The 12,638-nt window shown below is 52.3% G+C and carries 10 protein-coding genes; 7 read left to right on the plus strand and 3 right to left on the minus strand.

Annotated elements, in window-relative coordinates; translation table 11 throughout:
* Window positions 1–97 precede the first annotated feature (97 nt).
* The gene (yihA, locus tag SHEW_RS19240) at window positions 98–754 is read right to left on the minus strand and encodes a ribosome biogenesis GTP-binding protein YihA/YsxC (protein ID WP_011867509.1); all 657 of its coding nucleotides are present in this window, start codon (window positions 752–754) and stop codon (window positions 98–100) included.
* A gap of 168 nt (window positions 755–922) precedes the next feature.
* Here yihA and SHEW_RS19245 point away from each other — a divergent pair, with 168 nt between their 5' ends.
* From SHEW_RS19245 to hemN, 5 genes are all read left to right on the plus strand, one after another.
* Window positions 923–1,543 (plus strand): c-type cytochrome, encoded by a 621-nt coding sequence (locus SHEW_RS19245; protein WP_011867510.1) that lies wholly within the window; start codon window positions 923–925, stop codon window positions 1,541–1,543.
* Between the two features lie 774 nt (window positions 1,544–2,317).
* On the plus strand, window positions 2,318–2,986 hold the full coding sequence (locus tag SHEW_RS19250; RefSeq protein WP_011867511.1) for a methyltransferase domain-containing protein: 669 nt from the start codon (window positions 2,318–2,320) through the stop codon (window positions 2,984–2,986).
* 47 nt (window positions 2,987–3,033) lie between these two features.
* Window positions 3,034–3,567 (plus strand): Der GTPase-activating protein YihI, encoded by a 534-nt coding sequence (yihI, locus tag SHEW_RS19255; protein ID WP_011867512.1) that lies wholly within the window; start codon window positions 3,034–3,036, stop codon window positions 3,565–3,567.
* A 93-nt stretch (window positions 3,568–3,660) separates the two neighbouring features.
* Window positions 3,661–4,128: a DUF2489 domain-containing protein gene (locus tag SHEW_RS19260; protein ID WP_011867513.1), complete on the plus strand. Its 468-nt coding sequence runs from the start codon at window positions 3,661–3,663 to the stop codon at window positions 4,126–4,128.
* Between the two features lie 172 nt (window positions 4,129–4,300).
* Window positions 4,301–5,677, plus strand: coding sequence for an oxygen-independent coproporphyrinogen III oxidase (gene hemN / locus SHEW_RS19265; RefSeq protein WP_083764367.1), 1,377 nt, complete (start codon window positions 4,301–4,303; stop codon window positions 5,675–5,677).
* 55 nt (window positions 5,678–5,732) lie between these two features.
* Here the strand turns inward: hemN and add are convergent, their stop codons facing one another.
* Window positions 5,733–6,728 carry an adenosine deaminase gene (add, locus tag SHEW_RS19270; protein ID WP_011867515.1) on the minus strand — a complete coding sequence of 332 codons (996 nt, stop codon included), beginning with the start codon at window positions 6,726–6,728 and terminating at the stop codon, window positions 5,733–5,735.
* Between the two features lie 234 nt (window positions 6,729–6,962).
* Here add and SHEW_RS19275 point away from each other — a divergent pair, with 234 nt between their 5' ends.
* Window positions 6,963–8,747: a DUF885 domain-containing protein gene (locus SHEW_RS19275; protein WP_011867516.1), complete on the plus strand. Its 1,785-nt coding sequence runs from the start codon at window positions 6,963–6,965 to the stop codon at window positions 8,745–8,747.
* A 106-nt stretch (window positions 8,748–8,853) separates the two neighbouring features.
* Window positions 8,854–9,843, plus strand: coding sequence for an alpha/beta fold hydrolase (locus SHEW_RS19280; protein WP_011867517.1), 990 nt, complete (start codon window positions 8,854–8,856; stop codon window positions 9,841–9,843).
* On the opposite strand, the gene SHEW_RS19285 is transcribed toward SHEW_RS19280, so the two are convergent.
* Window positions 9,832–12,324, minus strand: a complete 2,493-nt coding sequence (locus SHEW_RS19285) for a putative bifunctional diguanylate cyclase/phosphodiesterase (RefSeq protein ID WP_011867518.1) — start codon at window positions 12,322–12,324, stop codon at window positions 9,832–9,834. The two genes, SHEW_RS19280 and SHEW_RS19285, sit on opposite strands and share 12 nt — an antisense overlap.
* Between the last annotated feature and the right edge of the window lie 314 nt (window positions 12,325–12,638).

A 12,638-nucleotide genomic window follows, 5' to 3' on the forward strand; every position in this document is an offset into this window, starting at 1 on the left:
CTAATAGCCGTTGCAGCTTAGAGCCTTTGCAACTAAAAACCAGGCATAAAAAAACGCCCCCAATCTGGAGGCGCTCTCTAATCACAAGTGAAAGTTGTTACTCTTGTTCGGCGTCGGCTAAGGCTTCCACCAGCCAATCTGGATGACACCATTCGTTAAGAATCCCCAGCACCTTAGGCTTGCCGGTTCCCTTCAAGGAAGAAAATGGCTCCACCTTCACGCCGTCGCCAAAATCCGCCAAGGCCTTACGCACATCGTTAACCGTCTTCATTCGAGCACTCTGCGCCAACTTGTCACACTTGGTCAGCAAGGCAAGCACGGGAATATCGCAATCCACCGCCCACTCGATCATCTGCATGTCGAGATCCTTGAGGGGATGACGAATGTCCATCAGCACGACCAGGCCACTCAAACAGGCGCGTTCCTGCAGATATTGCCCCAGCGCCTGCTGCCATTTTTTCTTCATGGCCAGCGGTACCTGAGCGAAACCATAGCCAGGCAAATCCACCAGGCGTCTGTGCTCATCGAGCGCGAAGACGTTGATCAACTGGGTACGCCCAGGTGTCTTACTGGTTCTTGCCAGGTTCTTCTGCTCGGTTAATTGGTTTAATGCGCTCGACTTTCCGGCATTAGAGCGGCCGGCAAAGGCGATTTCGACGCCTACATCACCGGGCAAGTGCTCATCCAGATGCGCAATATCCGGCGCACTGATCAAAAACTTGGCCTGTCGAAAATCGATACGAGAATCAGTCACTACCCACCCCAAAATTTGTTATTTCTTCAGTTTAAATATCGAAGACTTGCTTACATTTGCACAATTTCGTGTAAAATATTACCCCGATCACATAAATCATATTTTATCACGCTTGCAGGTCACTCTCGTAAGCTCAGGACAAAAAATTTAACTAAAAGTTGGAACGCCATGAAAAAGTTCGCTATTGCGCTATCGATGTTAGCCACTCTATCAACTCCGGCTCTAGCAGCAGGTGATGCTGAAGCGGGAAAAACTAAAGCAATCATTTGTTCTGCCTGTCACGGTGTTGATGGTAACAGTATGATCGACATGTACCCCAAGATTGCGGGTCAACAAGAAACTTACCTGAAGAAGCAGCTAACCGAGCTGCGTCAAGCTGCCCACACAGGCGGTAAAGAAGGCCGTAACGATCCTATGATGAGCCCAATGGCGGCGGCATTGTCGGATCAGGATATCGAAGATTTAGCGGCTTACTTCTCTTCGCAAAAACTTGCGATGAGCGAAGTCAAAGACGTGCCTGAACTGGGTGAGCAACTATACAAGGGTGGTGACGCCGTACGTGGTGTGACTGCATGTATCGCCTGTCACGGTCCGAGCGGTAAAGGTTCTGAGGCTGCAGGCTTCCCAGCTATCGCGGGCCAACACGCTAACTACATCAAGATCCAGCTGAATAAGTTTCACGATACAAGTCGTAACAACGACCTAAACGGCATGATGCAAGACGTTGCCAAGAAGCTGACCAGCGAAGATATCGAAGCACTATCTAAATATATTTCAAGCATTAAGTAATTAATCGCTGGATAACGAAAGGGTGGTTTATACCACCCTTTTTAACACCCCAAAGTTTACGTTTACGTAAACTGTTGAAAATTGGTGCTTGACATAGATCACAGATTTCGTTTTAATTGTGCCCGTACCGAGGTAAACCCAACTGTTTGTATAAAATCTACCTAATAACAATAAACAGATTTCGGTATGTGATTACATTTAAGATATAAGAATAAAGTTAAGCAAAAATAATAATAATTTTTTGACCACTCACTAAAAATAATAAGAGAAGTACTTCGCATCTGAAGTCGGGTCGTAATAACTTGGTAAGGATATTGGTTAGGAAGGCCAATGCGCTAATTAGCATTTTCCTTACGGTTCAGAAAACAGTTGAACTGCTTACTGCTGAACTTAATGTAAACCGAACAGGGATGGTTTATTAGGCGTCAAAGATGACGATATGGATTGTGATGTGTCAATGAAGACCATCTACGGAAGCTGTGGTCAGGAAGGCGACAGGGAAAGAAAAAAAGCGTCTGGAAGACCGAAAACGAAAATAACTATGCATGGAAAGCAGATTAAAAAATAAGATGGAATCCGACTGGGAGAGTCGCATAGCAAGTAAGGAAACTTGGAATCAGAATTGAGTACCTTTGGTACTTTTTGGAAGGCGACAGTGATACTGTCGCCTTTTTTTATATCCGGCAAAAAATACGCTTCTGTTTCCGCTTGGCCTACAGTAAATTAAACCGGGTAGCAGCAATTAACCCAGCCTTTAAGAGTCATGCCCTAGCCATGCGAAGATGCCCCCTGTGCACCAGCGAAGAGACCGCCCCCTTCTATCAAGATAGAAAACGCTGCATCTATCGCTGTAAGCGCTGCATGCTGCTGTTTGCCGATGCCAACTCTCATCTGCCGCCCAGCGCCGAGGTAAAACGCTACCGCTCGGCCAATAGTAAAGACAAGCCGCTGCAACAATTCCTGTCGAGCCTGATCACTCAGTGTGAGCAGCAGGTTCAGGGCCCACTGCTAGGACTCAACTTCGGCCGACTGCTAAACCCACAGGCGATAGACGCCATCAAGGCCCGAGGCCATCAGCTCAACCAGTATGATCCACACTTCGCCCCGGATCATACCCTGCTAAGACTCGAATACGACTTCATCTGTTGTTATCGCGTCTTCGAGCACTTTCGCTTTCCTGGAAAAGAGTGGCAGCTGCTGTGTTCCCTGCTTAAACCCGGCGGCTGGATGGCGATCAGTACCCAACTGCTCACCGAGCTTCAGGGCTTTCCCAAATGGCACCACAAAAACAATCTGACCCATGTCAGCTTTTATCAGCAAGCCACCTTCCAATATTTGGCAAGCCAGGCCGAGTTTAGGCTATTATTCGCCTCGAAAGATCTCATTTTGGTGCAAAAACCAACAGGATCTGGTATAACACGCGACCCAAGTTCACTTATCTAACCCAGGGTTAGGTAGGTTCACGATTTTTTGTAGTTGAGATTAACGTTATGACCCGTAAGAAATCGCGCAAGATCAATGAGAATGCGCCAAAGCGTCCGCCTAGAACCAAGAAAGAAGACCGTGTCGTCACGGGTAAGAAGCAGAAGTCGGGCAATAAAGCGGGCAGTCGTCATAACGAAAAGCAGATCCAACAGAAGCAATCGGGCACGGCACAGGCCAAAGATCCTCGCCACGGCAGCAAGAAGCCTGTCGCACTTGAGCTTCCGACTAAGGCGCCTGTGGCCAAGCAGCCCAAGGCACCTAAGATGAGCGACGAGCAGAAACTGCTGAAACTAGAGGAAGATCCTAGACTCAACAAGCTGCTCGACATGCTCGAAGAGGGTCGAGATCTCAACGATGCGGATCAGGCCTGGTTAGAGAAGCAACTAACAGAGATCGAGCGCCTGATGGATCGCTTGGGCATCACAGAAGAGGATGACCTCGAGCATGTGATGAAGACCACGGTCGGCTCAGACGACGATCTGCTGGATAAGTTTGAATCTGGCGCTGATCTGCTCAAAGATTATCAAGATAAAGACTAGCCTCAGGCTAACCCAAATGGCATCGATTCGATGCCATTTCTCTATCTCGCCTCTGTGATTAACACCTAGCTAACCAACACCTCGGATTGCATTATGACTACGACACTCCTCATCCTAGGCGCCATCATCATCTTAGGCCTGGCCGCCTATGCCGCCAACCTGTTACTCAAGCTGAAACAGCAAACCGCACGACAAAAAGCGCAACGCGAAGCCCAACAAGCCGCGGCTGACGCCAAGGAGCTGGAACTGCTCGGCAACATTCACTATATCGCCGCCGCCATGCTCGAAGAGCGCTGTGAACTGTCAGAGGGCGTGATGCGTATCGGTAAGCTGTTCAGTATTCTCGGCCACACAGAGCAGGTGAAACACCAGTATCCGGCGCTCTTTAAGCATTATGAGATCATCGAGTCCCACCCTATCATGGAGCAGCGCAAGGCGTTGGCCAAGCAGCAGCGCATGAAGCTAGACTTAGAGAGAATGAAGTCAGAATCGGTCTTGGAAGCCGAGATCATGGCCGAGGTGGCCCTGCTGGCCAAAGCCTATGCCCACCTCAGCCACTGACGTGAGTCGGTGCACAAAAACGGCTTAAGACCAAGACATTTAAGCCGAAAACAAGGATATTCGACAGCTAACATAAATTGCAGTGCTAATTTGCAACCTGGATCAATGTTATTCACTCAATAACATTGCATACTTCGCTAGTTGCTAATTTACCACCCTCGGAGGACACGCCTTGAAGCAGCCCACCCAAATTAGTTGGGATCAGTCAATGATCGAAAAATATAATTACAGCGGTCCTCGTTATACCTCTTACCCGACCGCACTAGAATTTGACGCCTCCTTCACCGAAGAAGACCTGCTCACCTCTATTGCCAACAGTAAGAGCAATAAACTGTCGCTGTATCTACACATTCCTTTCTGCGCCAAGCTCTGCTACTACTGCGGCTGCAACAAGGTGATCACCCGTCACCAGCACAAGGCCGACCAATATATCGAATACCTGGCGGCAGAGATCGTCAAACGCGCACCGCTGTTTAAGCATTATCAGGTCACCCAGATCCACTGGGGTGGCGGTACGCCAACCTTCCTCAGCCCTGAGCAGATCCTAAGGCTGTCGGCGCTGCTCAGAGAGCACTTTAATATTGCCGAAGAGGGTGAATACTCTATCGAAGTCGATCCTCGCGAGATCGAACTCTCTATGCTAGACACCCTCAAAGAAGCAGGCTTCAACCGTATCTCGGTCGGCGTACAGGACTTCAACAAAGAGGTGCAGATTGCCGTTAACCGTGAACAGGACGAGCAGTTTATCTTCGACCTGATAGCCAAGGCTAAGGCCATGGGCTTCGTGTCGACCAACATCGACCTGATCTACGGCCTGCCGCACCAGACACCGGAGAGCTTTGCAGAGACTATGCAGCGCGTACTGGATCTGTCTCCCGACAGACTCTCTGTGTTTAACTACGCTCACCTGCCGGCGCGTTTCGCGGCCCAGCGTAAGATTAAGGACGAGCATCTGCCGACACCACAGCAGAAACTGGAGATGCTACACCAGACTATCGAGACACTGACGGGTGCCGGCTACCAGTACATAGGCATGGACCACTTCGCCAAGCCGGATGACGAGCTTGCCATCCTGCAGAACGAAGGTCGCCTGCACCGTAACTTCCAGGGTTACACTACCCAGGAAGAGTGTGATCTTCTGGGTCTTGGGGTCTCCTCCATCAGCCAGATCGGCGATTGCTACGCCCAGAACCAGAAAGATATCCGCCCTTACTATGAGTCGGTGGATGAGAAGGGTCACGCCCTATGGAAAGGCTGCAAGCTTAATCGTGACGACGAGATCCGCCGCGCCGTGATCAAGCAGCTGATCTGCCACTTCGATCTGGATATGGCCAAGATGGATGAGCGATTAGGGATTAAGTTTGAAGAGTACTTCGCCGAAGATCTCAAACTGCTACAAACCTTTATCGACGACAAGCTGGTCGAAGTCAAAGACAGAAAGATCACAGTTGGCGAAACCGGCCGTCTGCTGATCCGCAACATCTGTATCTGTTTCGACGTCTACTTCCGCGATAAGGCTCGTCAGCAGCAGTTCTCTCGGGTTATCTAAACCCCAAACATGAAAAAGCCGATGAATCATCATCGGCTTTTTTGTTTATGCTTTCTTAGGCCTTGGCGGCATAGAGCGCCTTACGCTCGCTGTCGGAGATAAAGGCCATCTCCACGCCGTTGCGCTGCAGCTGTGCCAGCTCGGCGTCGCTAAAGCCCATCTCCTGCTTCACGGTGCGGTACTCGTGCTTGATGTCGATGGCACTCACGCCCGGATCGTCTGTGTTGAGACCAATCAACACGCCCGCCTCCATGAAGGTACGCAGCGGATGCTCCTGATAACTGGTAACAGTCGAGGTGTGCAGGTTACTGGTTGGGCAGGACTCTATGCCTATCCTGTTGGCAGCCAGATACTCCATCAGCTTAGGATCATGTATCGCATTGACACCATGGCCGATGCGGGTAGCGCCCAGCTCCTGTATTGCCTGCCACATACTCTCGGCGCCAGCAGCCTCACCGGCGTGAGCCGTGATAGCTAACCCTGCGTCACGCACCTTCTTGAAGTGATCGTTAAACAGGGCGCCAGGGAAGCCTAGCTCATCCCCCGCCAGATCCATCGCCACCAGGTGCTGCTTATGGGCAAGCAGGGCCTCTAACTCCTGCATGCAGGCATCCTGCCCGAAAGAGCGAGACATGATGCCAATCAGGTTGATCTTCACCTCATAGTCCTTGAGACCCGCCTTAACACCGTCGATAACAGCTTCGACGACGCCTTCTATCGGCAACTTGTGGTTCATCGCCATATAGTAAGGACTGAATCTCAACTCGGCGTAATCCAGGCCAGAGATCGCCGCATCGGCGACGTTCTCATAGGCCACACGTTTAACCGCATCGAGATCCGCCAGAACGGCAACCATCCAGTCGAGCTTCTTTAGGAAAGCCACCAGACTCGATTCTTTCCCCTGAATTTGAACGAAAGGCGCCAAACCTTCCAAGGTATCGGCAGGTAAAGCAATATTGTGTTGGTGGCCCAGGTCCCAAATCGTTTCCACCCTGACGTTACCATCAAGATGACGATGCAGATCCACCAACGGAATGGATGTATCAATCATATTTAACCCCTATTTGAACCCCTCAGCCAATATTGTTTTTTGTCTGGTCTGAAGTTGTTGCAACTATAACATGCATTTTTTAACGATATGCATGACTTATGTTCAGCTTTCGACTTAACTCTGCTGCAATACCTGCTCACAATTTATCTAGCGCCGTGGGTGACCCGCCAAATTGAATATTGCATAATCGTGAAACCCATTCCTGGGCCCATAATAATGACAACAGGACCACCCATGTATAAACCCTTAGCCCCTTGTCTACTCTTACTCAGCCTCACGGCCTGTCAAATGGCCCCTACGGCGGATGTCGCCACGACGCCTAAAACCAGTGTCAGCCAGAGCCATCAGCAATTACAGCGCATCATGGACGATGCCTGGCAACTTAGATTAGAGTCTAGCCCAGAAATGGCCTACGCACAGGGAGACGAGACGGCGGCGGGTAAACTGGATGACCTCTCACCCGAGGCGCTGGCAAACCATAACCAGGCAGAGCAGGCCCTGTTGGCACGCCTCAATGCCTTAGATTTGGCATCGCTCAATAAGGCCGATCGCATCGACGCTCAGATACTCATCTATCAGTTACAAAACAGTGTCGATCAATACCGTTTCCACGACCATTATCTACCGATCACCGCAGAGAGTGGCTTTCACGCCTATATCGCCTCCATCGCCAAGGGCAACTTCAACAGCGAGGCCGATTACCGCAATTACTTAAGCAAGCTTGAGGCCCTGCCCCGCTATTTTTCGCAGCAGACCTATTGGCTGAAACAGGGTCTGGCCCAAGGCATCACCCCGGCGAGGGTGGTCTTAAACGGCTTCGAAGAGAGCATTAGTGCCTTCATAGTGCCGGTTGAGCAGAGTGGTTATTTCAAGCCCTTCACCCACTTTCCCAAGCACTTTACCCAGGCCCAGAAAGCCGAGTTGACGGAGCAGGGCAAGGCTTTGATTGAGCAGAACGTACTGCCCAGCTATCAGGCCTTCTATGACTTCATGACCCAGGAATATATCCCAGGCGCACGGGAGAGTATTGCCGCCTACGATCTTCCCGACGGTAAAGCCTTCTATGAGAATCGCGTACGCTACTACACTACACTGCCAATGACCGCAGACGAGGTGCACCAACTCGGGCTAAAAGAGGTTAAGCGCATTCGCGCCGAGATGCAGGCGATCATAGATAAGCTCGGCTATCAGGGCAGCTTCGCCGATTTCCTCCACTTCCTGCGCACCGATCCTCAGTTCTACGCCAAGACCCCGGAGCAGCTGTTGAAAGAGGCCGCCTTTATCGCCAAGAAGGCCGATGCCATGCTGCCGAAGTTCTTCGGCAAGCTGCCGCGCACGCCCTACGGCATCCAGGAGGTGCCCGCCGAGATCGCCCCCAAATACACCACGGGGCGTTATTCTGGCGCCAGTGGCGATGACCAACCCGGCTATTACTGGGTCAACACTTATGCCTTGGACAAACGTCCCCTGTATGAATTAGAAGCCCTGACCCTACACGAAGCCGTACCTGGCCATCACCTGCAGATCTCCCTCAACAAGGAGCTGACCTCCCTGCCTAACTTCCGTCGTTACAGCTATATCTCGGCCTTTGGCGAGGGATGGGGACTCTACTCTGAGTATCTCGGACTGGAAGGCGGTTTCTACCAAGACCCCTACAGCAACTTCGGCCGTCTGACCTACGAGATGTGGCGCGCCGCCCGCCTGGTGGTCGACACAGGCATGCACGCCAAGGGTTGGACACGTCAGCAGGCCATCGACTATATGGCCGGCAATACGGCGCTGTCGCTTCACAATGTCACGACGGAGATAGACAGGTATATCTCCTGGCCGGGACAGGCACTGTCCTACAAGATAGGCGAACTCACCATCAAGCGTTTACGCGCCAAGGCCGAACAGGCACTGGGTGAAAAGTTCGACATCCGCGCCTTCCATGACGCCGTCTTGGCCAATGGATCTGTGCCCATGGCGCTGCTGGAACAGCAGATAGATGACTTCATCGCCGCTCAGGCCGCTCGCTAGCCCCTCCAGCGTATTAATGGCTTGAGGAACTTAGCCCCCTCAAGCCATTAATCGCCATAAGATATCGTGTTACACTCAGGCATCTTGTCCCTAATTCAGATCGCCCATGTCCACAGCCCCAGTCTCTACAAGCACTGACACTATCGCCACCTCACTGCCGGCTTTTTCCAGCGAACTGACTGACAATCGTCAGCAGCTAGATGCTTTCTGGCAGGGTGTCGAGCAGGGTTATCTGACGACAGGCGATGGACTCAAGCTGGCCTACTGCGTGGCCGCTCACCCCGAGTCGAATCAGGCGATAGTGATCAGCAGCGGTCGTGTCGAGGCCTACCTTAAGTATCAAGAGCTGATCTTCGATCTCTATCAGCTGGGATATAGCGTCTACGCCCTGGACCACAGAGGACAGGGGCTTTCAGACAGGCTAACCGACAATCCGCACCAGGGGCATGTAGCGAAATTTTCCGACTATGTGGATGACCTTGGCCTCTTCGTCGATACCCTAGTCATCCCCAAGCAACATGACAGGCTGTTTCTGGTGGGGCACTCCATGGGCGGCACCATAGCGACCCTGTATCTACAGCAGGCACCCAAGGTGTTCGATGCGGCAGTGTTATCGGCACCCATGTATGGCATCTGCCTGCCGATGCCTAAGCCCTTCGTGCGTTGGTTGGCCGGACACCTGGACAATGGCTCGAGCAGCAAGCCCAACTACGTCTTAGGGGGCAAGAACTATCAGCCCGTCCCCTTCGAGCAGAACGAGCTCACCCATAGCGCTAAGCGCTATCAAGACTATCGTCGGCTGTATGAGACCTACCCGCAGCTGCAGCTGGGCTCCCCCACCAACCGTTGGCTAACCGAGTCCCTCGATGCCTGCGAGCAAGCAGTAGAAGCCGCGAAACACACTCAGACGCCTATCTTGATCTTACAGGCAGAGGAAGACTCCATCGTCGACAATCGCGCGCAAGATGCTGCCAGGGGAGAGCATTGCCACCTGTTTAAGGTCGCCCATGCCCGTCATGAGATCTTCATCGAAAGGGATAGCGCCCGAAACCAGGCGCTGGGACAACTTGCAGACTTTCTCAGCCTACACGCTTGATAACAGTGGCCTGTCTCCGAGCCTTACCAGCAGACGAGCCAACTCTTCGCCCGGCATAGGACGGTGGAATAGATAACCTTGGTATAGATCGCAGCGATAGGCCTTGAGCTGCTCGAACTGAGACTGGATCTCGACGCCCTCGGCAACAAACTCGAGATTCAGGCTGTGAGACATATCGATCATGGCCTTGACGATAGAGGCAGAGGCATCGCCATTACCCATGTCTCTGATAAAGCTGGCATCTAGCTTGAGGCGATTCAACGGTAGCTCCTGCAGATAACTCAGCGAGCTATAACCCGTGCCGAAATCATCCACGGCGATGCTGACCCCTGCCTCTCTCAATTGCGTCATGGTTTGGCGCACCTGCTGCAGGTCAGTCAATAACACATGCTCGGTAAGCTCGAGTTCGATATGGGCAGGGCTGATCCCTTGATCCTTTAGCATGACCAGTAGCTTAGGTGCAAACTCATCCTGGTGGAACTGACGCGCGCTGACATTGATCGAGACCATAGGTGGGCGAATACCTTGTTCCTGTAACCCACGAATGAAACGGCAAGCCTCCAGCAACACCCACTCACCCAGTTCGACAATCAGGGCGCTACCCTCGGCCACAGGGATAAAGTCGGCCGGCGAAATAGCCCCATGCTGTGGATGGTGCCAGCGCAGCAAGGCCTCGACCGAGGCAATCTCGCCCTTGGCGTTTAGCAGCGGCTGATAGAAGAGAGACAACTGATGACGCGTAACGGCATGCACCAGCTCGGTGCGGATCATCAGATTCTGCGCGGCACGCTTATCCATCTCGCTGCTATAGACCACACAGGCATCGCGTCCACTCTCCTTCGCCTGAGCCAGCGCCATATTGACCCGTTTTAATTGTTGCTCCGGCGGGATCGTCTCGCTTGGATCGATGATGGCGATCCCCACACTGGCGGAGAGATTAAAGGTATGGCCACTGATATGGAAGCTGCGGGCGATCAGCTGACGCATCTGACTCGCCAGGGCCTGTGCACGACGCTGGGCACCGAGGAGATCTTCCGGTAACTTCTTCACTAGAACCACAAACTCATCGGCGGCCACACGGGCGATCAGCGAGTTAGAGGAGAAGTAGCTGGATAACCTGGCAGCAATCTGGATCAGCAGTCTGTCGCCACCATGATGCCCGAGGGCATCGTTGACCACCTTAAAGTTATCCAGGTCCAGCATAAACAAGGCCGTGCAGCTTCCCGACTCATCCTGCTGCTGATACAGGGCGTCCATCAAGGCGCGGCGATTGGCGAGATCCGTGAGCGGGTCGTGCTTGGCCTGATGCATCGCCGCCTTCTGGTTACGAATATCCTCTGTCACATCGGACAGCGTGCCTATCATGCGTAGCGGTTTACCCTTCTCGTTCCACTCGACCGTCATCCCCCTGTCGAGCACCCAGATGTAATGCCCCTGCTGATGACGCAGTCGATGCACGCTCTCAAACTCCTCGGTTTCCCCATTGAGGTAAGCGTTAAGGTTTTTGAGTATCCCCTCTTTGTCCTCGGGGTGCAGCCGGCTCTCCCAGGTTGCCAGCTCGGGCACTAAGTCTTCAGGCCCGTAGCCCAACATATCCTTCCAGCGGTCGGAGAGAAATACGCTATTGTCCTCCAGGTTCCAGTCCCAGATACCGTAACGTGAGACCTCTACGGCAAACAGCCATCTCTGCTCGCTATCCTTAAGCTGTTTCGCCCCCTGCTGGAACCTATCCTTAAAGCGCCTAAGATTCTGCTCTAGGCTATGCAATTCAATGAAGGGAGACTCGATCGGCTTTTGCCTGGAATCGGTTTCACGCTGGCCCAGAGCCGCCGCCTGGCGACTCAGGTAGCGAATCGGCGACAACACGAAATAGTAAAACAGGCCGAGCAAGACTAAGGTGGTCGCCAAGGCAATCGCACCGGTTCGCATCAGGCCTACTAAAACGGTTTCATCGCTAGCGGCCAGCATGGGCGCCATATCATATTCGAGATAGATGAGTTCGGGACGTTCGACCGACAGAGAGGAGAGCTGTGGGGTGATAGGATAATAGGCTTGGATCGACTGACGCTTATCATTGAAGTAGATGCGAGATCTGCCCTCGGCGACGCTGTTTTCGTGGGCCTGGCTCTCGTAACCATCGATCACTAACTGCGCCGAGCTGTCACGCCATACCCCATGATTGGCAAAGCGTATGTTACCCCTGCGATCGATAAGCGTATACACGGAAAGACGAATATCGCTGCCGAGCAGGGCCAGTTCCTCCTCTACCCGCGTGAAGTCTTGCGCCTTGGCCGCCATCGCTACCAGGTGATTCATTCGCATCAATCCCTGAGACAGGTGCTCTACCTGGGAGGCGGACACATAATCTCGACGTTGCTGACGCTCGACAAAGTAGCTACTGGTAATAAAAAACGCAAACAGCAAGACACACACCAGAGGTGCGAAGAGAATGAGCGAGGGACGTGAGAAAAATTTCAGCAAAGCCACTGCACCTAAAAAAGGGTCGTCAGACGTAACACATCTTATCAATACAGGATTAATTGCGTGTGTTTGTGCCGATTATGCCACATTTAAGTTACTTAGTGACTAAACATTATTGCATTTAGCTATAAGCATATAGAGATAAGCTAGGACGGCTTAAACTTGTGAAAGCCAGAAACGAAAAAAGCCCTAGCATTGCTGCTAGGGCTTTCATCTTAATGTTGGTGGGCGCATATCGCAAAGCGATGCGCTCATGCGCGCGAAGTGAAACGAGCAGGGGAAGAGGGGACTCGAACCCGCACTATCGTTTTCTA

Origin of the sequence: Shewanella loihica PV-4 (genome assembly GCF_000016065.1) — a bacterium.
Taxonomy (GTDB): Bacteria; Pseudomonadota; Gammaproteobacteria; order Enterobacterales; family Shewanellaceae; genus Shewanella; species Shewanella loihica.

Coding starts and splice junctions, on each gene's coding strand:
- SHEW_RS19245 (WP_011867510.1), top strand. CDS start 923: ATGAAAAAGTTCGCTATTGCGCTATCGATGTTAGCCACTCTATCAACT.
- SHEW_RS19250 (WP_011867511.1), top strand. CDS start 2,318: ATGCGAAGATGCCCCCTGTGCACCAGCGAAGAGACCGCCCCCTTCTAT.
- yihI (WP_011867512.1), top strand. CDS start 3,034: ATGACCCGTAAGAAATCGCGCAAGATCAATGAGAATGCGCCAAAGCGT.
- SHEW_RS19260 (WP_011867513.1), top strand. CDS start 3,661: ATGACTACGACACTCCTCATCCTAGGCGCCATCATCATCTTAGGCCTG.
- add (WP_011867515.1), bottom strand. CDS start 6,728: ATGATTGATACATCCATTCCGTTGGTGGATCTGCATCGTCATCTTGAT.
- SHEW_RS19275 (WP_011867516.1), top strand. CDS start 6,963: ATGTATAAACCCTTAGCCCCTTGTCTACTCTTACTCAGCCTCACGGCC.
- SHEW_RS19280 (WP_011867517.1), top strand. CDS start 8,854: ATGTCCACAGCCCCAGTCTCTACAAGCACTGACACTATCGCCACCTCA.